Genomic DNA, 23,405 nt, shown 5'->3' with positions numbered 1-23,405 from the left:
AAACTAATGCAATCTGCAGGAGTTAATGCTAAAATTTAAATAAATTAATACTGTTTATCAGAGCTCTTAAGGCCACTAAACTGGTCTGGACGGAATTCATTACAGTACTACATAAATTATACCAAAAAACAACAAATATTCAAATGAAGAAAGGTGTATTATTCCTGATTCCTGTACCATTGGCAGAAAATGCCTCTGCAAAGTCATTCACTCCATATCTGATCGATACGATCAACGCAATTGATACTTATATCGTTGAGAATGAAAAAACTGCAAGGAAATCTTTAAAAGAGGCAGGCTTAAAAATTCCACAGAGCGATTTAACCATTCATGATTATGGTAAACATAAGAGGAATGACTCTATGGTGCCTTACTTTAAAGAATTAATGACAGGGAAAGATGTTGGTCTGATGAGTGAAGCAGGCTGTCCTGGAGTAGCTGATCCGGGTGCTGAAATCGTATCTGAAGCACATAAACGTGGAATTAAGGTGGTACCTCTTGTAGGCCCTAATTCATTACTGCTAGCGCTGATGTCTTCTGGATTTAACGGACAAAGTTTCACTTTCCATGGGTATTTACCTATTGATAAAGTAGAAAGAGTAAAGAAGATTAAAGAGCTGGAACAATTGGCTGAAAAAAATAAACAAACTCAGTTGTTCATTGAAACTCCTTTCAGGAACAATCACCTATATGAGGATATTATAAAAAATACAGCAGCAAATACTTTGCTATGTGTCGCAAGTAATATCACAGGCGAAGATGAGTATATCAGAACCCAGAGTGTTGGTCAATGGCGCCAGGAGAAGATAGATCTTCATAAAAAACCGACTATATTCTTAATCTATCGTTAAGCAACTGCTTAGCGATACATATTTTTGCTGTCCATAAATGCGATTACATTTTCAGGAACAAGAAACTTAATATTTTTATTGTCTTTTAAAGCTTGTCTGATAAAGGTCGATGAAATCTCCATCTGAGGTGTTTCTGTCAATGTAATCGAAGGATGGTTAATCCATTCAGTCACATCCGATCCCGGTCTGGGATAAACATAGATAGGATAGTTCTTCAGCAGAACTTCGTAGTTTTTCCATTTTTTTAAAGAAGCCAGGTTATCGGCCCCCATAATCAGCACGAATTCTTTTGCAGGGTGTTTTTCCTGAAGATAGGCGAGAGTATCAATGGTATAAGAAGGCTGGGGCAGGTTAAATTCAATATCACTTACCTTAAGGTGTTCTGCCGGTTCAATTGCTAACCGGGCCATCTCAAGTCTGTCATACATATTACCAAGCCCCTTTTTATTTTTTAGTGGATTCTGTGGAGAAACGACCAGCCACACCTCATCCAGATCAGTGAAATTTGCCATATAACTGGCTATAATCAGATGTCCTGTGTGAATAGGGTTGAAAGAACCAAAAAATAAACCTGTTTTCGCCATTCTTTTGGTTAGCTTCTTATTTATTGAGGAAATCAGTGACTAATTTTTCTGCTTCTGCACAAGCAATATCGAGGTCGAAGTTTTTAAGGATCACATCAAACTTATCCGCATATTGCAGCTCTTTCTCAGCTTTGATAAAGCGTTCCTGAAGTTTTGACTCACTATCAGTACCACGACCGCTTAAACGCTCTTTTAAGACTTCAAGTGATGGCGGCTGAACAAATATAGCCAATGCATCATCTTCGTATTTACGTTTTAAACGCAAACCACCTTCTACATCAATATCAAAGATTACATGTTTTCCTTCATTCCAGATTCTTTCGATTTCTGAACGCAAAGTACCATAGAAAGTTCCATTATAAACTTCTTCAAATTCTACGAACTCCTGGTGTGCAACTTTGTGTAAGAACGATTCCTTAGAGATGAAATAATAATCATTCTCATGTTTTTCATCACCACGTAATTCTCTGGTTGTTGCTGATATAGAAAAGCTTAGTGATGGAAACTTTTCCAGTAAGTGTTTAACGATTGTTGTTTTTCCTGCGCCAGAAGGAGCGGAAAATATAATAAGTTTGCCTTGTATCATTGGTGTGTAATCTATCCTGTGTCCAACAAAAATAGCTGCGTAACGGGCTGGCTGTTTTGCTGAGTATATTTGCCGACGTATTAAATTACGTTTAACAATTGTTCTTTAATTTTTTCTAATTCTTCTTTCATACCAACAACTAATTGCTGAATCTGTGCATCATTTGCTTTTGCACCCATAGTATTAATCTCTCTACCTATTTCCTGAGAGATAAAACCAAGTTTTTTACCATTGGCATCTTTACTTTTCAGCGTTTCAGTAAAGTAATCACAGTGGCTTTTAAGACGAATTTTTTCTTCCGTAATGTCAAGTTTATCTATGTAATAGATTAATTCCTGCTCTAAACGGTTTTGATCAACGTTAACCTTTCCTGATACCTCTTCTAATAATTGATTCAATTTCGCTCTGATATGAGGAATTCTCAGGGGAGCTAAAACTTCAATCTGAGAGAAAAAGCCAAGTATATTTTTAATTCTAAGCTCCAAATCCTGTTTTAATGCAGCACCTTCAGTTTCTCTGAACTGATTGAAACTGGCTAAAGCCGTATTAAATGTTTTCTGTAAAATATCCCATTCCCCTTCATTCACTACTTCTTCAGTATAGCTGATTACGTCCGGAAAATTTAATACCGCCTGAAGAAGATTACTTGAATTTGCACCTAAATCAATGTTAATTGCTTCTAATTGTTTGTAATATTTGCTCAGTAAAGCGGCATTGATTGTTGCACCTTTAAGGTTTTCTTCACTGCGCTCAATATTGATAGAAACATTTACTTTTCCGCGTTCAATATCCTTGCTGCAGACATTACGCAGTAAAAGTTCTTTATCTGCATATGCCCTTGGGAGTTTTAGATTAAGCTCTAAAAACTTACTGTTCAGGGATTTTATCTCTACGGAAAACTTTGTATTTTCCTGATCTGTAGAGGCCAGGCCATAACCTGTCATTGATTTTATCATGTGCAAAGATATAATTTATTGTTAAAATGAGAGCCTATTTTAAACAGGCACACCTCAAGATATGAAAATTTTAACCTGCTAAATAGCATTTATAAAGTCATATGGCAATTTATGCCATGGCAGATTGACAAACAATAGCTAAATTTACTCCATGCACTATAGATCAATGATCCGTACAATCCAGAAAATTTTAATGGTTTTCACGTTTATATCCGCTTCTGCATCTGTTGTTTTCGCGCAACAGGATTTTCAGTTAAATGGCGTGGTGATGACAAAAGGAACAACCACAAGAGTTGCGATGGCGCAGGTTACTAACTTGCGGACAAAATTCACAGTTAGCAGCAATGATCTGGGGCTTTTCCAGGTGAAAGCTAACCTGGGGGATACACTGGTAATTTATAAACAGGACTTTTCAGATAAAGAAATGATCGTTTTATCGAACAAGGATATGATTGTTTACCTGGATAATGGAGCAGGTACAAGCTTACATGAAGTAAATATCAGGGGTAAATCTAAAAAGGCAGAGTTGGATGAGCTGAAACAGGACTATAGAGATAAAGGCTCTTTTTATGCTGGAAAACCACCCTTACTTTCTTATATTTTCGCACCGATAACTGCCTTATATGAGTTATTTGGCCGTACACCTAAAAATGCGAAGCGATTTGGGAATTATTATAACAGGGAAATGCAGCAGACTCAGATTGACGGTTATTTCAATGAATCCCTGATTAAAAAGAATACTGAACTCAGTGGTAAAGAACTGGAAGATTTCATGCTTAACTATCGTCCTGACTACCAGAAGGCAAAAAACTGGACAGAATATGATGCAGTAAAGTATATCAGGGATACTTACAAGAAGTATACAGATACCGCGAAAAAGAAATAATTAGCTTATTGTTAGAGAGATAATGCTTCACAAGCCTTTTCAGCAGCTTGTTTCTCCGCATTTTTCTTATTGTAATCTCTTCCAATTCCGAAACTTTCACCGTCAATCATCGCTTGTATAGTGAAAAGTTTAGCACTGTCGCCTTCACTGTTCTCCATCATTTCAAATGTGATATCTTTAGCATGACGCTGGCACCATTCTATCAGTTTACTTTTGAAGTTAGTTTCTGTAAGTTCAAGCGTATGAACGTCGATATAGGGCTTGACAATACGTTTAAGCAATAATTCTTTGGTGAAATTATAACCCTTATCCAGATAAACAGCGCCAATTAAAGCTTCGAAAGCATCACCCAGCATAGAGTGGTGTTTAGTCTGCATATTCACCATTTTCTGATCGAATATAATAAGCTGATCAAAGCCCATTTTACGGGCAAGCTGATTTAAATTTACTCTGTTTACGATCTTAGAACGCATTTCTGTAAGGAAACCCTCTTCTTTATAAGGGTAACTTTTGAAGAGTAATTCTGCAATAACAGCACCCAGGATGGCATCACCCAGAAATTCCAGGCGTTCGTTACTGCTCCGACTTCCATTTTTCAATACTTTAGCCACAGACCTGTGCCTGAATGCCATTTTATACAAAACGGTATTTCCAGGCACAAAGCCTAACATATTTTTCAGCTTTTTTATAAACTCTTTATCAGGCGATAGGTAGAGTTTATATAGGTCAAATAGGGGCATTAAATTTATTAAAATCGATATTTCGTGACGTTTTACTCTTTGTATTTTTTGAAAATTACTGACGCATTATGACCACCGAAACCAAAAGTGTTGCTTAATGCAGCGCGTACTAATCGTTTTTGTGGCTTGTGAAAGGTAAAGTTCAACTTAGGATCAAAATCAGGATCGTCGGTGAAGTGATTAATTGTTGGAGGTACGATGTCGTTTTGTACAGCAAGAATAGCAGCAATGGCCTCAACCGCACCAGCCGCACCTAAAAGGTGACCGGTCATTGATTTCGTTGAACTGATATTCAGTTTGTACGCATCTTCACCAAATAAATTAACAATCGCGCTTGTCTCACTGATATCTCCCAGCGAGGTCGATGTTCCGTGAACATTGATATAATCAATGTCTCCAGTAGTCAACCCTGCATCTCTTAGTGCATTGGTCATCACCATTTTAGCGCCTAATCCCTGAGGATGTGGGGCTGTAATGTGATTTGCATCTGCACTCATTCCACCACCAACTAATTCAGCATAGATTTTAGCGCCACGTGCTTTTGCATGTTCTAATTCTTCCAGGATAATAGTTCCGGCACCTTCTCCTGCTACAAATCCATCCCTGTCTTTATCAAACGGTCTGGAAGCAGTTGACGGGTCGTCATTTCTTGTTGAAAGCGCATGCATTGCATTGAAACCGCCAATACCAGCTTCATTAATAATTGCTTCAGATCCACCGCTGATAATTACATCAGCCATATTCAGGCGTATGTAATTGAAAGCATCGATCATCGCATTAGTTGAAGAAGCACAGGCAGATACGGTAGCAAAGTTAGGACCCCGTAAGCCATATTTTATGGAGATGTGGCCAGGAACGATATCAATAATCATCTTTGGAATGAAGAACGGATTAATACGGGGAGTTCCATCGCCCGCAAAATAGTTTCTCATTTCTTCCAGAAACGTCTTGATACCACCGATACCAGTACCCCAGATAACGCCAACACGATTGGTGTCCATTTGAGAGAAATCGAATCCCCCATCTTTTACCGCCTCGTCTGTTGATGCTATCGCGTATTGCACAAAAGGATCTAATTTACGAGCTTCTTTTTTTTCTAAAAAGTCTTCAGGATTGAAGTTTTTCAGCTCGCAGGCAAATTTTGTTTTGAATTTTTCTGTATCAAAACTTGTAATCGGCGCAGCGCCACTCACCCCTTTTAACAAATTATCCCAGAATTCTGGGATAGTATTGCCAATTGGAGTGAGTGCACCTAAACCTGTAACTACTACTCTTTTTAATTCCATTTATACGGATTATACGGAGGCCGTATGTTCTACTTTACGTTTTTCTCTAGATAAGCAATTGCTTGACCAACTGTACCGATAGTCTCAGCTTGATCATCAGGAATCGCTACATTGAATTCTTTTTCGAATTCCATGATAAGTTCTACAGTATCCAAAGAATCCGCACCTAGGTCATTAGTGAAAGAAGCTTCTGGGGTAACCTCGCTCTCATCCACACCTAATTTTTCAACGATAATAGCCTTAACTCTTGAAGCAATATCAGACATAATGTTATAATTTAATGGGTTAAATAATTCAGTGCAAAGAAAAATAAATTCTGACACATTTCAAATGTTTTTATTTCTCTGTCAATTTTAATGTTTTTATTTCAAATGATAAAGCAAAATTAGTTTTATAATTTCGTATCCTAAAATATATCTTACTAAGCTGCTTTGAACAAAACCTATTTAAAACTTTCGCTGGACCTGGATTTTGTCTTAATCGCAATCACAGCGTCCTTAAAGGATTATGTACTGTGTCATAAGATCAATACAAGACTCAATTTAAATTTTGAAAAAGTTGAAGATCATGAGGTATTTTTTAACGTAGATGAGCCTCCTTTAGCATTTTCGAAGTATAATTTTTACGTGGAACAGGGTGATAATGATTTTTTTATCCTCAGTAACCGCAGTAGTGAGGGCTTCTTGATTCCAGAGATGAATAAAGTGGATTATTTTATGATTATTCAAGGATATATTGATAAAGAAGATCTGGATTATATCATTTCAGGTCTTAATAAACTGCCTGATATTCAGGTTGCTGCGCAAATTGATCCACTCAAATTGAAGTCAAATGAGAATTTGGTAATATAAATTTTATATGTAAGGTGTATTAAATACACTATATTTGAATCTAACATTATTTAGTTAAATAACAGAATCAACCAGGCTAACAGTGGTTTTTAATAGCTAAAACCTTCTTTTGTTAGTCGTAACAAATAAAATAACTCAAATGAAACCCTTTCATTCCAGAACAAAAATTGTAGCCACGCTAGGTCCGGCCTCAGCAAAACCAGACGTTTTATTAAGCATGTTTAATGCAGGACTAGACGTTTGCAGACTTAACTTTTCACATGGTTCACAAGCTGATCACCAGGAAGTCCTGGATACGATCCGTGCAATCAATAAAAAACACAACTATAATGTTGGTATTTTAGCTGATTTACAAGGCCCTAAAATTAGAATTGGAATCGTTAAAGATGGTGGTATACACTTAGTTAATGGAAGTCGTACAATCATCACAACGAAAGAATGCATCGGTAACGAAGAACGTATTTATATTACTTATACAAGCTTCCCTAAAGATGTAAAACCAGGTGAAATCATTCTTTTAGATGATGGAAAACTGCAAATGCGTGTGATTGAAACGAACTATGAAGATGAGGTTGTTTGTGAAGTTGTTCATGGTGGTATTTTAACTTCCAGAAAGGGCGTAAACTTACCAAACACTAAAGTTTCTATCCCTTCTTTAACTGTAGAAGATCGTAAAAACCTGGAGTTTGTATTAGAAAATGACGTAGACTGGATCGGTCTTTCGTTTGTTCGTAACGCTGCAGACATCATAGAATTAAAAGATATCATCAAACAAAGAGGCAAAGGCGCAAGGGTAATTGCTAAAATTGAAAAACCTGAAGCGATTGATAACATTGATGAAATTATTGCAGTTTCTGACGGTATCATGGTTGCCCGCGGTGACCTTGGTGTTGAAATGCCAATGGAAGAAGTTCCTTTGTTGCAGAAAATGATTGTTCAAAAATGTATTGCTGCCTCTAAACCAGTAATTATCGCTACCCAGATGCTGGAAAGTATGATTACTACACCAAGGCCAACACGTGCTGAGGTGAATGACGTTGCAAACTCAGTATTGGATGGTGCAGATGCTGTGATGTTGAGCGGAGAAACTTCGGTAGGAGAATTTCCTTTGATCGTTATCGAAACGATGCAGAAAATCATTCAGAACATCGAAACAAACAACTATCCATTCCACGTTGAAAAAGCTTTAAAAGCTGATTCAGAAACTTTCTTAAGTGATGCAATTTGTGATTCTGCTTGTATTTTAGCAAGCCGTACAAATGCTGTGGGTATCGTTTCTATGACCGTGAGTGGTTATACTGCTTTCGAAATATCTGCGCACAGACCAAAAGCATTGACTTATATTTTCACCAATAACAGACAATTATTAAATACTTTAAGTTTGGTATGGGGTGTTCAAGCTTTCTTTTATGATAAGTTTGAGAGTACTGATGAGACTATTTTAGATGTAAATAGTCTGTTAGTTAAAATGAAACTGATCAAAAAAGGAGATACTTTAATCAATACTGCTGCAATTCCTATGGAAAGTAAAGGCAAGACGAACATGGTAAAAGTTACTGTTATCGATTAATTTATAAAAATCAGGCAAGCTCAGGTTTAACAATCAAAAAAAATACTACTTTTGCACTCCCCGAATTGGAGAGGTGTCCGAGTGGTTGAAGGAGCACGCCTGGAAAGTGTGTATACCTCAAAAGGGTATCGAGGGTTCGAATCCCTCTCTCTCCGCGGCTATTAAGTGCAATCATTTGTTATACAATTGATTGCACTTTTTTGTTTTCGTTATGGGGCTAAATGTGGGGCTAGTTATGCTGGTGCATTTTAAATGCATAATATATAAAATCCAAAGTTTTGGATAAGCATTGAGTAAATAGTTTTATAGAAGAGATGACGTTTTACTGTCTATGAGTTTGCTGTTTTTCAATAAAGTTTAAATAATCTTTACAATTTCTTTGAATTTCGGGTAAATCACTTCTAGGAAATACGTCTCTTTTTGTTTAAAAGGAAGTATTTACCACTATTTTTGTTTTTTTAATAGGTATTTAGTTGATTTTACACTTTGTTGTAAGGTTGTATAGTACTACTTTCCCAAATTCCAACTCTTCGCTAGTGCCCGTACCATCCTTTTGAATCTTAGTAATATCTACATTGGTTAGGTTACAATATTTATTAGATGTCTTTTTTGTTACCCATGCCATGCCATTTCCTGTATATACCGATTGAAAAGTGTACCAATATCCAGTTGAAAAGTGTACCAGTTAGCAAGGATTAAATCGTCCCTTTAGAATGCACTAAAGGGGCCATAATTCATGTTAGAAGTGGAGACAAATCATAAGATTATATTACTCTATTATCGCGAAGGGTTGAGCCAGCGAAAAATAGCAAAACAGCTCAACATTCATCGTTTAACGGTACATCACCGGCTGGCAGAATATGAGCAGTTCAAGAGTTCTCCATTAAGTGATCAGGATAAACCCTCTTCTTTGTTGAACCAATATCTTAGGACGGGTTCATTTTACAACAGTACCAATCGTTCAAAACGTAGATTGAATGAAGAGGTGCTGGAGGTCATCAATAAATGTCTGGAAGAAAACAGATTCAAACGTCTGGATGGCCGTTCCAAACAACAGCTTAAGAATATCGATATTCTGGAAAAGCTGCATAAATTGGGGCACCAGTTGAGTTACAGCACGCTTTGTGATCATATTTCTAAGACTACCCGGATTGCCAAAGAGGCATTTATACGTCAGCAATATGGTCCGGGATCCTGTTGTGAGTTTGATTGGGGCGAAGTTAAGCTGTATATCAATGACAAATTATGCAGGTATTACCTGTCCGTGTTTACCAGCGCTAACAGCAATTATCGCTTTGCCTTACTTTTCCAGCATCAGGACAGCCTGGCTTTTAAAGAAGCTCATATCTGCTTTTTCGAGCATGTAGGTGGGGTTTATCATCAGATGGTTTATGATAACATGCGGGTGGCTATATCCCGCTTTGTAGGCCGTACCGAGAAGATTCCTACTGCAGGCTTGTTAGAATTGAGCCGTTGGTATCAATATCAATGGCGTTTTTGTAATGCGGCTAAAGGGAATGAAAAGGGACATGTAGAACGCAGTGTGGAATATATACGTCGCAAGACCTTTGCTTTCAAAGATCATTTTGAGAATCTACAGCAGGCACAGGTTTATTTACAGTCACGCCTTAGCGAATTGAATGAAAGGACATTGACCGGGCAGCAGCAAAGTCCCTATGCAGGCCTTGAACTCGAACGTATCGGATTATATTCTTATCCGGGCTGCATGGAAAGCTTTAGTGGTGAAAATCTTAAAGTGGATAAATATTCCACCATCTGCTTTGCCACAAATCACTATTCTGTACCTGATCATCTAACAGGAAAAATGCTCTTCGCAAAGGTTTATTCACAGTGGATAAAGATATATGACAGTGACCATGTGGTGTGCTGCCATGAAAGAATATATAGCAAACATGGCTGGCAAATCGATATTGAACACTACTTAAATACTTTGCGTCAAAAACCTGGCGCTGCCGCCGGTTCTGTTGCTTTGAAACAAGCGCCCACCTGGGTGCAATCAATTTATCAGGACCATTACCGTCAGAATCCGCGTGCCTTTATTGAGTTGTTGCAATACCGCCAGCAACACAATATTAGCAGTAAGGAACTAGGTGACTGCATTGCCCTGCTTGCCAGGCAGTTCCCATCCAATGTAAATAATGAGCATATCATCGCATTGCTGGGTAATCAGGTGGTGCAGGAGCCAGAAATAGCAGAGCATGATGCGATTGCTCTTCGATCTATGGAAAACCTGCTGGAACTGGCAGAGATGATGAATAATTACGCCACTACTGGCTTAAATATAACAAGATGAACAAACAAACTTTAGAACACATCCAGCAGATCAGCATCGAACTACGCCTTTCTGCATTTCGTAAAGACCTTGACCAGGTCATTACCACCGCCATCAAAGAGGAAACTTCTTTTGAAGAGGTACTTCTAAATCTACTGCTTGCTGAGCAGCAAATCCGGCTGGTAAACCGACGCAAAGCCCAGCTGCGAAACGCAGGCTTTCCACAATTGAAATACCTTATGGATCTGGTCAGAACAGAACTTCCTGCCGATGCCATGACGCAGCTATCGCTTCTGGAAACCCTGGACTTTATTGATTCCGGGCAGAATGTTATTCTGGGTGGTAGTCCCGGAACTGGCAAAACACATATCGCTATTGGACTAGGAATCAAAGCTTGTCAGCAGGGAAAAAGCGTGCTATTTACCTCTATTCCTAAAATGCTGACGCAAATCAGAGAATGCCATTCTTCCAGAACCCTACGGGCACTGGAGTTAAAGTTTGAAAAATATGATCTGGTGATCTGTGATGAACTGGGCTATATCTCCTTTGATAAACCAGGCGCTGAAATGCTCTTCAACCACATTTCTTTAAGAACAGGCATCAAATCCACGATCATAACTTCCAATAAATCATTCGAGAAATGGCATGAGATCTTCGGCATGGACACAGTATTAACAGCGGCACTACTAGATAGGCTTACCCATAAATCTTTCCTGGTGAATATGAATGGAAAATCCTATCGAATGAAAGAAACCAAGAGCATGATGGGATCTGAAAATTTTAACAAAGAAGTTAAGATCTCGGCCAATATCTAAAAGAAAACTAATAAACTGAGCGGCGATGTGCGGCCAGTATTGAACTTAATATCTTACATTTGAGCCTCGCTAACTGGTACACTTTTCAACCGGAATCCTGGTACATAATTCAACTGGTATAAACAATTTCCAGGGTTATATGACTTACTTAGTTCGCATTCATAGCATGACTTTACTGGTTCCGGTGTTCCGGCATCTTTTTCCTTGCAGCCCGGTATTATTAGGTAGGACGTTAAAATTGCTATTAAAATTGATTGTGTTTTCATTATTATTTAATTACATTTTTGAGCCTGTCATATCCAACACGTGGTTTTTGACGGTTATATTTTTTATGTCTAAGTATCGGTCCACAGCCATTTGGCCTTTGTAAATTAGCAGTTTTAAGTCGCTGTAGAAGGCTTTTAAAAGTCAGATGATGTTTTCTCCATGTTCTCATTGATCGTTGAAGAAAAGACAGTTAAAAAAGCTTCCATTTTAGAGTTAAGCGCGGTAAAGAAGCTTGTTCTATACTTCTTAGTAAGTTTGAAAATACCACTCATATTCTTGTATGGCCCACCATTAATATCATATAATTGGATTCTATACTTAGAATCTTTAGATTGAAAATTAATGCTAAAATTAATGTCCGCTTGATCTGAAATGCCCATAGCACCAATTTTATAACTAATACTCGTTATTCCTTTACCTGTAATGCCGCCGTCCTGTTTATTTTCAAGCTCTATCACAGATTTAGAGTTCGTGAAGATATCGGCAAATGCTTTCCGGCAGGCATCATAAATCTGATCCTTATTTTTTCCTTTTACATTAATTGAGTCAATTAATTCATAAAATGGCATTCCATTTTTAACTGGAATGCCAAAATCAGGATAACTAATTATTTCTTGACAGTAGGTAAATAGAGTACATAATGTTAATGCTAAAAGAACAGTTAGTTTTTTCATATCTTTTTTTGACCAAAATAACAAAAAATACTCACTTATAAGTGATTGATAAAGTTTGTCTTTAAATCGACTTTGTTCACTCATCTAATAGTGGTTAATGAAGTCCGATATAGACCAATATGTAATTAATAGAGTAAAAGAATTGCGACTGGCTAAGAAGATGTCACAAGCACACCTAGCTAATGAACTTGATGTCTCAATTGGTTTTATTGGGATGATTGAAAGTCCGAAATATCGCAACCATTTCAATCTACAGCATCTTAATAAGTTGGCTGTTATTCTAGAATGCAGTCCAAAAGAATTTCTTCCTGATCATCCTTTAATATGATCTATACCTGAAATGTACCATTGCTAATGTATATCTAAAATTATTTTTGACAATACGTTTTTATAGTTAGTGAGACAATTGAATTTCCAATTATAGATATTCGCAACATAGAAGTCTAAAAAATTATGATGTTCTCTAACTCAATAGGTGCATAGATTTTTAGAATTCACACCAAAGGAGTTTCTAACCACTCACTCTAAATTGAATATCAAAAACCAATAAAAAACCATGGATGGTTTCTTTAACGTATCAAGCTCCGCAGCATATCGTTTATTTGCTGCCTCTTCCCCAAACTGCTTTTTATAATTTTCAAATTGCTTAAAAAGGGCCTTTTACTTGGTAAGCTCTAATTCTGCTGTTGCCGTATTTTGCCTGAAGGTAAGATCTTTAATAGCTGCTGTCCGGATAGGTTCTATTGAGGAAGTATTCTGCTTTGGCTCTAAAAACCGAGGTAGCCTTAGCGGCACCATATTTTTTAGCATATGCATCATATTTTCTACCCTGCTGTTCAATAAAGGCAATATATCATCACAAGACATATATGGGTAACATTTACTTATAAAATCAATAAAAGTATAATTCAAATAGTAAATAAGAAACCTGAATCTAAATACTCATCTTTGAAGGAGCTTTTAGATTTATTAACTAAAACACAAAACAATTTTGACGATCAGTATGATCTATTTATAACTGAAAAGTTGCCTAACAATAAATACAAAACTAATCAGGTTAAAATGCCCAGATTTCGTAGGCTTGAGCCAAATTATCAAATAATAAAAAAAATAAATTGGTCTAAATTGAAATTTGGAGAAATTAAAAAAAAGGGATTTAATGTAAAACTTAGATCCCTTTTTCGGTTAATGATTCGAGATAAAGCTATGTGCCTAAATGAAGAACCTAATTTCTCATTTATGATGCGTCGTTAGATAAGTGGAGCCATGGACCACATGGTAACTCATCCATAGGTAGCCACCTCACCACGTCCGCTGACATGCAGTAAATACTTGACAAGCCATCGCTACCAGATTGTTCATATATCGCCTGCTCAATAGCGTTATAATACCCTTTACGCCATATGCCTTTCAATTCCTCAATAACTATCTGAAATTGTATGTGCTGCTGATTAGCTGGCAGACAACTTTCGTCCAAAATAACTTCCATATCGTTATGTTTTAATTTAAATATAACACTAATAATATAAATATTTTCAATTTTAAGTGATACTTTCACAGTAAGGAAACTTTAAAAGAAATTGTGATTTAGAAAAATTGAATATCATTTTGGGTGAAAATAAAAAGGCCTATCATTGCTGAAAGGCGATTAAAGGATATTCTGGTAATAGTATATTTGAAGGATTGTGGATTATATCAGATAACCGCTCACCATTTCTTCGTAAGCCATCGGCTAAGTGCCCGCATCAGGTGATTTGGTGCTATCGACCCAGTTTTGCTGGAGTAGTTCATACAATTTATTTGCATGATGTTCCGGTATTCTGATAAGAATATCCCTTAGCCATTCGAATGGATTAACGCCGTTTTTCTTGCAGGTAGCCATGAGGCCGCATAAAGGGCGGCAATAATCTATTCTTTCTTTGCTATCTGCAAAAAACATGAGTTAAATGCATATCAATGGCTCAAGTTTACGTTAGAAAACATGATGTCAATAAATCACAAAAAACTTACGGAGTTGTATTCACAGAACTATAAACAAAACCTGATACTAAATAATATGTAGTTCGTAGGGTGGATACGATCATTTGTCTATCAGTGTAATTCGTATGTTTAACGATTTTACCTGAAGCATGAACAAAGATCCTGCCTCTATAGCTGGTTCTCCAAGTCCTATTTTCAATATCACTTATTCAGGGCACTATCAATTCGGCCCATGGTTGTTTTGCACTTAATGTACCCAATCATCTGATCAACGTGAATATCCTCTTTTTCTATAAACTTTTTCTCTGATTGGTGTTTATTGTCTTCCATGGTTTATAATTTAGGTGGTTCGGTGTTCAGTAATGAATTGTTCGCTGATGCTCCGACATTATCAGACCTAATAAATGGCGTATAGAATTTTACCTTATCATCTGGCAGATGATTGCTGTATCTGATAAAGCCAATTGTATCCTCAGCAAAACAGAAAGTATATAATGTTTCGACATAATAATCTCTACCGTTAGGACTACAACTATAAAATACACTAACTTTTTCAGGTGTAAAAAATACCGGTATCCACTTCGGCTTAAACTGATCGGCGTATAGCTCGGTTGCTAAATTACATAGGTTATCGTAACAACAACAAATGCGAACATGTATATAAACTTCGCATTTGTTGTGGGCGGCATTATTTTCATATTTAATGACTTATAGTATATATCATATTTTTAATAATAATGTGTTCGCATTAGTTGTTGTATTCAATAGGTTATTTATGGTTTTTTCTGTCAGCTTTTTGACCTCTTTGAGGTGTATTTCACTTCCGAATTTTTCTTTTAATAACTCGAATGCTTTACGTGCATGAAAAGCCGCATCTTTGCCTCTTATTCGCCAATGACGGGGATTTCTATATTTTTCTAATGCAATCTTTTGGTTGCCCGAAAGTCGGGAATCTAATATTGACTTATCGTCAAATATTATTTGATCTATCATCTTCAAGAGGTCTCTTCCTAATAGTTTGAGATGATCATAATCTAAGTCTGATAAAGTAAAAATTTCTATACCCTTTTTACGCAAAGCCCTGGAGTCGGTTACTTTCTTCTCAATTCGCAACAATTGATATGGTAAATTATACTGTAGGCCTTTATCGTAAATTTTAATCTTATAATCGGTTGTTTTGCTATAATAATAATTCATTTTGGTGCTATATTCTATGTTAAATGGATTATTTTTAATGCATATCAAACGATCTAAAAATTTAGAAACCTCAAATGAGGTTTTTAAATTCACACCGTATTCCATTTGTGTTATTCGACATTCACTGGGGCTAACCATAAGCTGCTTGCAAATATGCCTGATTGCCTGTTTTAAGTCATGAAGGTTAAATCCGCTATGGTTTTCACCTTTCAAATACTTATGCAGACTCCCACTTATGTACATTCGGCCAGACGGATATAATTTTATATCCATTTTTGTAGAAGCTAGATTTTCATTCGTTATTATAGTTCTATTGTATATACCTAGTAGTTCCCCTGTTTGCATGTTTAAAGGTCGTATAAAGCCTTCTTTTGACATTAGTGATCTTTCTAATGCAACTGAGCTGAAGATCTCGAATTTTATTCCGTCGATCATTTGTGCTTCTTATACTCTAATGCCTCAATTACCTTATTCAAATCATATCTTATAATGCCACCATGCTGTATATATGGTATGCGTTTCTGCTTTCTCCATCTCCCCAATGTCTGACGCGTAATGCCAAATTTTAATTCCAGTGTTTCACCATCTACTATCTCTGGCTTTGGGGTTAATAATTGATTAGAATGGATCTTTAGTGCCTTATTAAAACTATCAGTTATTATGTCTTGTAAGTCCGTTAGTCGAATAGAAGATAAAATTATATTATTGTCCATAGTCTCTGTTATTTGTTTTGTCAAAAGTGGTAATATGAGTACTATGGTAATCGGTTATAATCGATTACAATTTTTAAAATTATTCTTTTGCTGTATACGAATGGTTTTTCTAGTTCTTTTAGTATCGAACTATATTTATAATGTGTATTTTTATTTATAAAATATACTCTGGAATTAAATTTTTAGAAAACTCTATAATAAAACTCTATAATAAAACTCTATAATAATATATCATAAATATGATGTTAGTAGAATTTAAAACAAAGCTTATATCTGTGCAACAGAGGAAACTGTCTGGAGGAATTACATGTCATGATCTTCGGATTCAAAATAATGGCTCTCGTGTTCTTACAATATCTGGTGACGTCACTATAACCATAAAGGTTCTTGATCTTACGACTAAAGGAGCAAGTAGGATGCATAGTTTGATAAATTCTACCCAGCATATTATTTCTACTAAATTAACTGGAACCTCTTCTCCGAGATATGGTGCATATCTCCATAACTTTGATCCTAAAAGTAAAAAATTTGGGACGGATAGCGAGCTATATACTATATATTACAACATTAATTATATTGTTAAATTGGAGCATATAATTATGTTAAGCCAATTATCAGGGAATGACTTTGTCCTTGCCGTTGTTGATACAATCGGGTTCAAGTCTGATAAGTATGGAACAAGTGGGTTAACTTGGGGAAAGAAGGGGCCCTCAACCGTAGCTTATAATGATTGGTGTCAATATCCATACATCGCCGCTCATGAATTTTTTCATTCTTTAGGGTTGCCGGATCTATTTGATAAAAATGACACCAATAGTCTAATGTATAACATGAATGGGAGACATATGACGAATGTTTCCTCTGACGAGAGATCAAAGATGAACAATTACTTAATTAGAGACATAGAAGACATGTACAAAGGCAATTATACTAACCCTAGTCTCAATACAGTTAATAATTTACGAACTTTTCTAAATGACCCTACAAATGGATTCAAATATAATAAGGCTAAATTTAGGTAGTCTAATTGTATGTGCTATCATTTCTTGCACAAACAATTCTGGGAAAAGCCATTCTCAAGTCTCAAAAAAACAAGAAATTGATACTTGTGATTTGAAACCTTTTATAGGAAGTAATATCGAAAATAAAGTGGGCTGTGAAAATTGTCATCGTGATTCAGAAAGACGAATTTATCCTGAGGTATTGACATATACGGAATTATCTGCTACGGACAGCCTGAAATTAAGTGATTTTATTTTCAAAACAAAACATAACAACCTATATATTAAAGAACCAATGCTTAGAGATCATGGAAATAAAAAGTTAGATAGCTTGACTGAATGTCAGAGGAGAAGTTTGATACATTACCTTAAGGATCATAATAGAAATATTCCTATATCCTAATACATTTATAAAGAAATTTTTATGATGCGAGATTAGGGTGGGAGTTATTAAGAGAAAACCAGCATAGAAATATCTTATAAATGTATTGGTTTTCAATTATTTATAAGTGGTTCAGGAAAGAGCCTGAATTAATTTACAATTTAAAAATATGAATGTTAGCCTGGTGCAAGTGGCGTGCTACTGGTTTCCAAATACATAAACGGAGGAGAGCTTTTTCTGTGACTGATATTTAATAATTCGTATCCATGAGAATATTTTCCTGGAATAATTTATCTTGAAGCAGAACGAATAGAAAAACATGTAGATGTTTGTGTAATCTTCCCCTAACTAGCTACGTTCAAAACTAAAGAATTCCAATTACTATTGCTATTATTATCTTGTTGTAATGTGGGAAACTGGCGCTGTTTCAGCGCTGAAAGTTTTCCATATTTCAATAAGAACTCTACTGGGGTTCTATAGCCCAGCGCTGCATGCGGTCTTTCATTGTTGTACATCCATGCCCAGGCCAGTGCATATTTTCTTAACTCAGCCAGATTATCGAACATATAACTATCCAGCACGTCCTGTCTGAAAGTTCTGTTAAAACGCTCGATCAGACTGTTCTGTGTGGGCTTGCCAGGTTGTATATGAATCCAGCTTATACCATTGATTTCGCACCAATCTGACAGGGCTGCAGCTATAAATTCAGGACCGTTGTCAGATCGAATTGCATCAGGTTTTCCTCTCCAGTCGAGCAATGTTTCCAACTCCCTTATAACCCGCTGTGAGGGCAAACTAGTGTCGACAGTTATAGAAAGCACTTCACGATTAAAATCATCAATTACATTTAACGTTCTGATTGTCTTACCACTGGCTAAAGTATCATGCATAAAATCCAAACTCCAGGTTACATTTGGATAGATTGGACGCAACAGCGGCTCTTTTACGCGTGCAGGAAGACGTTTCTTTCTTTTGTTGCGTAGATTCAGCCGCATCAAAGTGTAAACGCGGTAAACACGTTTATGGTTCCAAATATGCTGAAGTTTACGCAGGCGGTGATACATCATCCAGAAACCCCAGGTACGATGGGATTCCGCAAGAGCGGATAACTGATCAATGATCTCCTGATCATCTTTTCGCTTGGCATGATAATAAAAAACTGAGGTGCTGATACAAAAAAGTATGCAGGCCTGCCGAAGGCTCATCTGGAATGTCTCTCGGGCATATCCAACAAGCTCACGCTTTTCGACAGGCCCTAAAGCTTTTTTTCAATCACATCTTTTAACACAACATTTTGAAGAGTCAGCTCTGCAACTATCTTTTTGTACTGTACCAGCTCCTTTTCCAGATCTTTCAACTGTTTGACCTGGGAAACCTCCATCCCGGAATATTTGCTTTTCCATTTATAAAAAGTCCCTTGGCTGATACCATGCTCTCTGCAGATATCTGAAACTGATTTTCCTGATTCCTGTGAAGACAAAATCTTGATGATTTGTGGATCACTAAAATTGCTTTTTTTCATTACCCTAAATTTATAAAATACTACACTTATTTCTGTAGCTGTTTTTAGGGAAGATTACATTTGGTCTCAGACTTGGAGCATTGTCCGTCGTGCTCTGGGTCATGAATTATTAATCTTTAAAATCAGTCTATAAATCTCTTGTTCAATAGAGTCCAGTTTGGTTTCTGCTGTATTTTTTTGCCTAGAAGATAATACTATATTTCCTGCAACTGGACTAACTCCTAGGATTAAACGTCTGACAGATTTCAATGAGGTATGTAAATCATTTAAATTAATTATATTATTATGTGAGCTAATATTTATGAGTCTTTCTGTCTGAATTATTTTTCTATTTAGTGAACGAATAAGTCGCTTAGTTTTATCAAATGGGTATTCATTAAGTTCCGTATAACTATTCAGCTCTAAAAAATCAGACATTAATTTTCTTAGGACATCAATAATATAATCCTTTTCCTTACGATTTGCGTTAAGATATTTTTGAATATTATTAGCGATAAAAAGCCCTATAAACGATGTTAGGGCAAAGCCAAAGAGATCGCCTAATTCTATAGAAGGATCTAATTTAAAATACTCATAATTGCAAAACCACACTCCCAAAATACAACCTAGTACTATTAGAGAAAGATAGCGTAAGCAGTCAGTTATCATTCTGACTCTTTATAAATATAAGTTCTTATCTCTTCTATCCAATCAGGTTCTTCAGAAGAAACTATATTAAGGTGATTCCAGGTAATGTCTGGACTAAACTTATCAGAAAGACTCCTAAATGCTTCGTCGAGAAAAGATGTAGCATATCCCTCCGTACCATCCAGATCTACTGTAAGTTTTGAATTATCTTTGAGAGCTTTTTCGAATTCAACAAGAAGCAGCTTGTCATAGAATTCCTGACCTGATTTTGGGCCATCGGAATAATACCTCGCTCCGGGTGTTTCACTAAATTGATCTGCTACTGAAATCTTATACATTGTTATTATTCTTACAAGTCTGATCTATTTCCCAATAATAAAATGTTCCAGTGAAAGAAATGGGCATTACTTCAAAAGTCCCATCTTCAAAATTCAAGTAAACATTATTCGAAATTACAACTAAATTTTTGATTATATTATTATCGAAGTTCTTTTTAATTGCCGGCAATCCTCTTCCTCTGTATGACAACCGAGTTCGTGACCCATATCGACCATCAAAAGCATTTTTCAAAATTTGTCCATCATTGGTGATACCTATAAAGGTACCAAATATGTCTTTCAATTTGATTTTTATTGTATTAAGAATTCCTAGCCCATTATCAACAAAGCAGAACTTCACTGAGTTATTCTCATTATCATGATCTACGGAAAAATACCAACCTTTATGATATTTATTGTAAGCATGATTCACTGTATTTGCCATAATTTCAATTACTAAACCTTGAATACCAGTATTTTTTTGTTCGGTACCCCATACTGTTTTCATTGCCCCCCTAATTTTCTTTGCTGTTCCTTTAGGATTTGTTTTATCAAGACCTCTTTGTAGGATCTCATTTGGAGAATCCATATTCTCCTTTTTAGTATAATGTGCATTGAAGTATCTTAAAAATCCAGATTTTTCAAACGTTGTTCTTGCTTCTACATCATTTGGGTAACTCCCACTTACTGAGACTCCTTGATCTTTTAAATATCCGCATATAGATAGTAATATTGTTACAGCTCCATGACCTATATCTTCAACATTATCAAAAACAAAATGTAATTTTCTATAAGTAAGTGAACTTACTTTGCATTTTTCGAAAAACACCAATACCTCATCTTTTCCGTCAAGTAAATTAAACCTTACTGGAATAATCATGTTTTTTGCTGGATTGTACCGATTTACCCCAGGATATCTGGTTCTTTTTCGTTTCCCCTTCTTTTGGGAATTACGAACTATATTTCTTTGTCTTTCCCAAGAGTTACGCTTCTTTATTTTTTTTAGTGCATTAGCAGCAATAGACAAAAGTCTATTCTTTGTGATGTTTTTTGTAAACGAGGGCATTTAGTTAGTAGAATAATTAGGTTTTGTAATATAACAATAAAAATGCTCATTTGTATTTACCCTAGTCTCACAAAACGAAAATCTAACATGGTTTGATGATTTCAAGAATTTTATAAGGGCATAATTCTTAAAACAATCAGGCTATTCAGAGGGGGATATTTGATTTATAGAGTATATCTAGTTCCCGTGCAGCCTGTTCTTGTAATTCAAGAGGTAGTAACATAAGAACACTTTCTACCAACTTAATCTTATTTTCAATTTTTCTCTTAGTATCTGGTAGGCCCTTTCTGTTTGCTGCGCTACAAAAAAAGCTATATTTTTGATATAAGGCTTGATCCGAATTTTCAGAAAAGAATCCATGATCTTCAGCTATTTCTTTCGCATTTGATCTCGTAATAGGCGCTTTCTTATAGAAGTATAATAATGCAACTTGCTTAAGTGTTAAAGGGTGGTCGCCTTGATTTATGATTTTCTCTTCCGTTTTTTTAATAAAAGCTGTAATCCACCTTATTTCTAGCATGCCTATCAATATATTCTCCGCAGCAGATTTAAAGTCTGGGACGTCGGCTTGTAGGTAATCAATACCTTGTGTAAATATCTCATAACCGGCTTCCAAAAAAGGTTGTAATGTGTAAGTGACCACTTTTATTCCCATGACTTTAATGTCTGACCAATAACGGTAGACTGCTTTGATAGTATTTATTCTATATGTATCCATGTCATCAACTAAAAACTCTGCACATTCAGGATAATCTCTCCTAAATTCGTTTATTGTTTCGTCAATAATCTTAATATAACTTTCCATTATTTTCATTTTTTACCACTTTTAATTGACTTGGCTCACCCCAAGCTTCTAAAAGCGCAGTTTTTGCGCGCTCTTTAGTTACGTTGACATACCTTTTGAAAGAAGGATAAGATACGTGCCCTGTTATTGGCATGATTTCCTCCGCTTTCATACCCCTTTCAAGTGACAAGGTGACAAATGTTTTCCGGGCCGTATGAACACTTACAAGCTCATACTTCTTGTAGACTCTCGTCTTTTCGGTATTACCTGCAAATCTTGTAATTGGAATTATCTCATTTATTTCTGCCAGTTTACCCAAATCTTTTAAATAGGAATTAAATTTTTGATTACTAATTACGGGTAAAGGTTTTATAGTGGTTGGATATTTTGATAGTATATCATAAGCAATGCCACTTAATGGAATATTTAACTTTTGCTTTGTCTTTACGACGGTAATATTTAAAAATCCTCCAGCAATATTTTCACGTTTCAAATTTGCTAAATCTGAATATCTCAATCCGGTAACACAACCAAAAATGAAAACATCTCTAACTTGGTCTAGCTTTCTATTGTTGTTTAGGTCTAAATCTTTTATTGCTTCAAATTCGGATTTTGTTAATGCAATTACTTCCAGTTTATCGCGTTTTACGCTATAATCCTGAAAGGTATTATTTACATTGTTTCCCGATTTTCTGGCCTTATTTAAGAAAGTTTTAAGCCCGGTAATTTGCTTTGCGGCCGTTGTGTTAAGATGCCCCACGTCTCCGATTAGGTAATTGCAAAACGACTGCATAAAGGAATAGTCCGCATTTAACAAAGTGACACGTTCCATTTTTTTTAAGTTAATTTTCAATGCAACTCCTTCCTTGATGACAATCCCCTTTTCATAATTGTCTAAGTGCACCGCCAAGACGTTATAGACAGTTTGACTGCCTTTGTTGGTTATTGCCCCAGTTTCTGCTATATATTGGCGTATAAAATCTAAAAGATATATTTTTGGATCTGCCTTCGTTGTTGTTGGTCCAGCGTTTTTTTTAAAGCTCGTTATAAGCATTTCTGAGCTATAAGGTATTCCGTCAAGCTTAAAGCGCTCCGCTTCTCGTTCAACACCTTTTTTTACATCCTGTAAGGCTTGGTTTATTTTATTAATGTCGTCTTTGAATGGTAAGGTTGCCACGTCAACATCTGGGAGCTCTTTTTTGATTATAAGGGTGGTTTTATAAACAGCCTTCTGTCCTTTAGTATCCCAAAGCTGTGGTAATATCTTCACCCCAGTAGGAAGTTTCCGGCGTTGGCCATCAACAACAATAATAAGTGCTATGGGGCTTTCTCCTTTTTTGTTTGCAGTCTCCCGCCTCAATTCAAATCTTAGATTGTGAGCCATTGTAAGGTTTTTAAAAACGTTACTGCAAAAGTATAATTTTAAATGATGTGGGGCTAATTGTGGGGCTAAATTT

The 23,405-nt window shown here is 36.0% G+C and carries 25 protein-coding genes, 1 tRNA gene and 2 pseudogenes; 11 read left to right on the top strand and 17 right to left on the bottom strand.

The genetic code is table 11. From position 1 onward, the window contains the following. Positions 1-143 precede the first annotated feature (143 nt). Positions 144-851: an SAM-dependent methyltransferase gene (locus tag ABIB30_RS04160; RefSeq protein WP_354299490.1), complete on the top strand. Its 708-nt coding sequence runs from the start codon at positions 144-146 to the stop codon at positions 849-851. Between the two features lie 8 nt (positions 852-859). Here ABIB30_RS04160 and nadD read toward each other — a convergent pair whose 3' ends face one another. From nadD to ABIB30_RS04145, 3 genes are all read right to left on the bottom strand, one after another. Further along, positions 860-1,435: a nicotinate (nicotinamide) nucleotide adenylyltransferase gene (gene nadD, locus ABIB30_RS04155; protein WP_354299489.1), complete on the bottom strand. Its 576-nt coding sequence runs from the start codon at positions 1,433-1,435 to the stop codon at positions 860-862. A 16-nt stretch (positions 1,436-1,451) separates the two neighbouring features. Next, positions 1,452-2,021, bottom strand: a complete 570-nt coding sequence (gene gmk / locus ABIB30_RS04150; RefSeq protein ID WP_068404923.1) for a guanylate kinase — start codon at positions 2,019-2,021, stop codon at positions 1,452-1,454. A gap of 80 nt (positions 2,022-2,101) precedes the next feature. Continuing rightward, positions 2,102-2,965 (bottom strand): YicC/YloC family endoribonuclease, encoded by an 864-nt coding sequence (locus tag ABIB30_RS04145; protein WP_354300774.1) that lies wholly within the window; start codon positions 2,963-2,965, stop codon positions 2,102-2,104. 163 nt (positions 2,966-3,128) lie between these two features. On the opposite strand from ABIB30_RS04145, the gene ABIB30_RS04140 reads away from it, so the two are divergent. Next, positions 3,129-3,863, top strand: coding sequence for a hypothetical protein (locus tag ABIB30_RS04140; RefSeq protein WP_354299488.1), 735 nt, complete (start codon positions 3,129-3,131; stop codon positions 3,861-3,863). 11 nt (positions 3,864-3,874) lie between these two features. On the opposite strand, the gene rnc is transcribed toward ABIB30_RS04140, so the two are convergent. The 3 genes from rnc to ABIB30_RS04125 are packed head-to-tail and all read right to left on the bottom strand — an operon-like array spanning position 3,875 to position 6,155. Further along, the gene (rnc, locus tag ABIB30_RS04135) at positions 3,875-4,603 is read right to left on the bottom strand and encodes a ribonuclease III (protein WP_354299487.1); all 729 of its coding nucleotides are present in this window, start codon (positions 4,601-4,603) and stop codon (positions 3,875-3,877) included. Between the two features lie 32 nt (positions 4,604-4,635). Beyond that, a complete protein-coding gene (fabF, locus tag ABIB30_RS04130) occupies positions 4,636-5,889 on the bottom strand; it encodes a beta-ketoacyl-ACP synthase II (RefSeq protein ID WP_354299486.1) in 1,254 nt (417 codons plus the stop codon). 29 nt (positions 5,890-5,918) lie between these two features. Further along, positions 5,919-6,155, bottom strand: coding sequence for an acyl carrier protein (locus ABIB30_RS04125; protein WP_008508386.1), 237 nt, complete (start codon positions 6,153-6,155; stop codon positions 5,919-5,921). A 165-nt stretch (positions 6,156-6,320) separates the two neighbouring features. On the opposite strand from ABIB30_RS04125, the gene ABIB30_RS04120 reads away from it, so the two are divergent. From ABIB30_RS04120 to istB, 5 genes are all read left to right on the top strand, one after another. Then, a complete protein-coding gene (locus ABIB30_RS04120) occupies positions 6,321-6,740 on the top strand; it encodes an IPExxxVDY family protein (protein WP_068404929.1) in 420 nt (139 codons plus the stop codon). Between the two features lie 139 nt (positions 6,741-6,879). Then, positions 6,880-8,310 (top strand): pyruvate kinase, encoded by a 1,431-nt coding sequence (pyk, locus tag ABIB30_RS04115; RefSeq protein ID WP_068404935.1) that lies wholly within the window; start codon positions 6,880-6,882, stop codon positions 8,308-8,310. Positions 8,311-8,377: 67 nt separating this feature from the next. Further along, positions 8,378-8,465: transfer RNA gene (locus tag ABIB30_RS04110), tRNA-Ser, on the top strand. A 581-nt stretch (positions 8,466-9,046) separates the two neighbouring features. Continuing rightward, positions 9,047-10,624 carry an IS21 family transposase gene (istA, locus tag ABIB30_RS04105; protein WP_354299485.1) on the top strand — a complete coding sequence of 526 codons (1,578 nt, stop codon included), beginning with the start codon at positions 9,047-9,049 and terminating at the stop codon, positions 10,622-10,624. Then, positions 10,621-11,418 carry an IS21-like element helper ATPase IstB gene (gene istB, locus ABIB30_RS04100; RefSeq protein WP_354299484.1) on the top strand — a complete coding sequence of 266 codons (798 nt, stop codon included), beginning with the start codon at positions 10,621-10,623 and terminating at the stop codon, positions 11,416-11,418. The genes istA and istB overlap by 4 nt, the downstream gene beginning before the upstream one ends. Before the next feature lie 401 nt (positions 11,419-11,819). Here the strand turns inward: istB and ABIB30_RS04095 are convergent, their stop codons facing one another. Continuing rightward, a complete protein-coding gene (locus tag ABIB30_RS04095; protein ID WP_354299483.1) occupies positions 11,820-12,443 on the bottom strand; it encodes a DUF4468 domain-containing protein in 624 nt (207 codons plus the stop codon). A 13-nt stretch (positions 12,444-12,456) separates the two neighbouring features. Here ABIB30_RS04095 and ABIB30_RS04090 point away from each other — a divergent pair, with 13 nt between their 5' ends. Then, positions 12,457-12,687, top strand: a complete 231-nt coding sequence (locus tag ABIB30_RS04090; protein ID WP_354299482.1) for a helix-turn-helix domain-containing protein — start codon at positions 12,457-12,459, stop codon at positions 12,685-12,687. 909 nt (positions 12,688-13,596) lie between these two features. Here ABIB30_RS04090 and ABIB30_RS04085 read toward each other — a convergent pair. Both ABIB30_RS04085 and ABIB30_RS04080 read right to left on the bottom strand, forming a co-directional pair. Continuing rightward, positions 13,597-13,917 (bottom strand): hypothetical protein, encoded by a 321-nt coding sequence (locus tag ABIB30_RS04085; protein ID WP_354299481.1) that lies wholly within the window; start codon positions 13,915-13,917, stop codon positions 13,597-13,599. A gap of 174 nt (positions 13,918-14,091) precedes the next feature. Beyond that, entirely contained in the window at positions 14,092-14,241 is a 150-nt protein-coding gene (locus tag ABIB30_RS04080) for a transposase domain-containing protein (RefSeq protein ID WP_354300770.1), read from the bottom strand. Here ABIB30_RS04080 and ABIB30_RS04075 point away from each other — a divergent pair. Continuing rightward, positions 14,230-14,421, top strand: a pseudogene (locus tag ABIB30_RS04075) (IS66 family transposase); the annotation flags it as partial. The gene ABIB30_RS04080 and the pseudogene ABIB30_RS04075 sit on opposite strands and share 12 nt — an antisense overlap. A gap of 638 nt (positions 14,422-15,059) precedes the next feature. On the opposite strand, the gene ABIB30_RS04070 reads toward ABIB30_RS04075, so the two are convergent. Both ABIB30_RS04070 and ABIB30_RS04065 read right to left on the bottom strand, forming a co-directional pair. Then, the gene (locus ABIB30_RS04070; protein WP_354299480.1) at positions 15,060-15,914 is read right to left on the bottom strand and encodes a hypothetical protein; all 855 of its coding nucleotides are present in this window, start codon (positions 15,912-15,914) and stop codon (positions 15,060-15,062) included. Positions 15,915-15,967: 53 nt separating this feature from the next. Next, entirely contained in the window at positions 15,968-16,249 is a 282-nt protein-coding gene (locus ABIB30_RS04065) for a helix-turn-helix domain-containing protein (RefSeq protein ID WP_354299479.1), read from the bottom strand. A 239-nt stretch (positions 16,250-16,488) separates the two neighbouring features. Between ABIB30_RS04065 and ABIB30_RS04060 the strand changes: the two genes are divergently transcribed. Further along, positions 16,489-17,271, top strand: a complete 783-nt coding sequence (locus tag ABIB30_RS04060) for a hypothetical protein (protein ID WP_354299478.1) — start codon at positions 16,489-16,491, stop codon at positions 17,269-17,271. Next, positions 17,237-17,653 carry a hypothetical protein gene (locus tag ABIB30_RS04055; RefSeq protein WP_354299477.1) on the top strand — a complete coding sequence of 139 codons (417 nt, stop codon included), beginning with the start codon at positions 17,237-17,239 and terminating at the stop codon, positions 17,651-17,653. The genes ABIB30_RS04060 and ABIB30_RS04055 overlap by 35 nt, the downstream gene beginning before the upstream one ends. A gap of 428 nt (positions 17,654-18,081) precedes the next feature. Here ABIB30_RS04055 and ABIB30_RS04050 read toward each other — a convergent pair. From ABIB30_RS04050 to ABIB30_RS04025, 6 genes and pseudogenes are all read right to left on the bottom strand, one after another. After that, positions 18,082-19,154: pseudogene (locus ABIB30_RS04050) on the bottom strand (IS3 family transposase); the annotation flags it as partial. A gap of 99 nt (positions 19,155-19,253) precedes the next feature. Continuing rightward, positions 19,254-19,802: a hypothetical protein gene (locus ABIB30_RS04045; RefSeq protein WP_354299476.1), complete on the bottom strand. Its 549-nt coding sequence runs from the start codon at positions 19,800-19,802 to the stop codon at positions 19,254-19,256. Continuing rightward, positions 19,799-20,119 (bottom strand): STAS-like domain-containing protein, encoded by a 321-nt coding sequence (locus ABIB30_RS04040; RefSeq protein WP_354299475.1) that lies wholly within the window; start codon positions 20,117-20,119, stop codon positions 19,799-19,801. Before ABIB30_RS04040 ends, ABIB30_RS04045 begins: the two co-directional genes overlap by 4 nt. Beyond that, on the bottom strand, positions 20,112-21,164 hold the full coding sequence (locus ABIB30_RS04035) for a hypothetical protein (RefSeq protein ID WP_354299474.1): 1,053 nt from the start codon (positions 21,162-21,164) through the stop codon (positions 20,112-20,114). Before ABIB30_RS04035 ends, ABIB30_RS04040 begins: the two co-directional genes overlap by 8 nt. Before the next feature lie 145 nt (positions 21,165-21,309). Further along, on the bottom strand, positions 21,310-21,969 hold the full coding sequence (locus tag ABIB30_RS04030; protein WP_354299473.1) for a hypothetical protein: 660 nt from the start codon (positions 21,967-21,969) through the stop codon (positions 21,310-21,312). Beyond that, positions 21,953-23,332 carry a site-specific integrase gene (locus tag ABIB30_RS04025; protein ID WP_354299472.1) on the bottom strand — a complete coding sequence of 460 codons (1,380 nt, stop codon included), beginning with the start codon at positions 23,330-23,332 and terminating at the stop codon, positions 21,953-21,955. Before ABIB30_RS04025 ends, ABIB30_RS04030 begins: the two co-directional genes overlap by 17 nt. Positions 23,333-23,405 lie beyond the last annotated feature (73 nt).

This window comes from Pedobacter sp. UYP1 (assembly GCF_040547305.1).
Lineage (GTDB): Bacteria > Bacteroidota > Bacteroidia > Sphingobacteriales > Sphingobacteriaceae > Pedobacter.
Note: the sequence above shows the minus strand (reverse complement) of the source record. Positions and strands in the feature narration are given on the sequence as shown.

Coding starts and splice junctions, on each gene's coding strand:
- nadD (WP_354299489.1), bottom strand. CDS start 1,435: ATGGCGAAAACAGGTTTATTTTTTGGTTCTTTCAACCCTATTCACACA.
- ABIB30_RS04040 (WP_354299475.1), bottom strand. CDS start 20,119: ATGTATAAGATTTCAGTAGCAGATCAATTTAGTGAAACACCCGGAGCG.
- istB (WP_354299484.1), top strand. CDS start 10,621: ATGAACAAACAAACTTTAGAACACATCCAGCAGATCAGCATCGAACTA.
- ABIB30_RS04045 (WP_354299476.1), bottom strand. CDS start 19,802: ATGATAACTGACTGCTTACGCTATCTTTCTCTAATAGTACTAGGTTGT.
- ABIB30_RS04095 (WP_354299483.1), bottom strand. CDS start 12,443: ATGAGTGAACAAAGTCGATTTAAAGACAAACTTTATCAATCACTTATA.
- ABIB30_RS04035 (WP_354299474.1), bottom strand. CDS start 21,164: ATGCCCTCGTTTACAAAAAACATCACAAAGAATAGACTTTTGTCTATT.
- ABIB30_RS04055 (WP_354299477.1), top strand. CDS start 17,237: ATGGATTCAAATATAATAAGGCTAAATTTAGGTAGTCTAATTGTATGT.
- fabF (WP_354299486.1), bottom strand. CDS start 5,889: ATGGAATTAAAAAGAGTAGTAGTTACAGGTTTAGGTGCACTCACTCCA.
- pyk (WP_068404935.1), top strand. CDS start 6,880: ATGAAACCCTTTCATTCCAGAACAAAAATTGTAGCCACGCTAGGTCCG.
- ABIB30_RS04140 (WP_354299488.1), top strand. CDS start 3,129: ATGCACTATAGATCAATGATCCGTACAATCCAGAAAATTTTAATGGTT.
- ABIB30_RS04025 (WP_354299472.1), bottom strand. CDS start 23,332: ATGGCTCACAATCTAAGATTTGAATTGAGGCGGGAGACTGCAAACAAA.
- ABIB30_RS04080 (WP_354300770.1), bottom strand. CDS start 14,241: ATGGCTACCTGCAAGAAAAACGGCGTTAATCCATTCGAATGGCTAAGG.
- ABIB30_RS04145 (WP_354300774.1), bottom strand. CDS start 2,965: ATGACAGGTTATGGCCTGGCCTCTACAGATCAGGAAAATACAAAGTTT.
- ABIB30_RS04160 (WP_354299490.1), top strand. CDS start 144: ATGAAGAAAGGTGTATTATTCCTGATTCCTGTACCATTGGCAGAAAAT.
- rnc (WP_354299487.1), bottom strand. CDS start 4,603: ATGCCCCTATTTGACCTATATAAACTCTACCTATCGCCTGATAAAGAG.
- ABIB30_RS04090 (WP_354299482.1), top strand. CDS start 12,457: ATGAAGTCCGATATAGACCAATATGTAATTAATAGAGTAAAAGAATTG.
- ABIB30_RS04070 (WP_354299480.1), bottom strand. CDS start 15,914: ATGTCAAAAGAAGGCTTTATACGACCTTTAAACATGCAAACAGGGGAA.
- ABIB30_RS04030 (WP_354299473.1), bottom strand. CDS start 21,969: ATGGAAAGTTATATTAAGATTATTGACGAAACAATAAACGAATTTAGG.
- ABIB30_RS04125 (WP_008508386.1), bottom strand. CDS start 6,155: ATGTCTGATATTGCTTCAAGAGTTAAGGCTATTATCGTTGAAAAATTA.
- gmk (WP_068404923.1), bottom strand. CDS start 2,021: ATGATACAAGGCAAACTTATTATATTTTCCGCTCCTTCTGGCGCAGGA.
- ABIB30_RS04060 (WP_354299478.1), top strand. CDS start 16,489: ATGATGTTAGTAGAATTTAAAACAAAGCTTATATCTGTGCAACAGAGG.
- istA (WP_354299485.1), top strand. CDS start 9,047: ATGTTAGAAGTGGAGACAAATCATAAGATTATATTACTCTATTATCGC.
- ABIB30_RS04065 (WP_354299479.1), bottom strand. CDS start 16,249: ATGGACAATAATATAATTTTATCTTCTATTCGACTAACGGACTTACAA.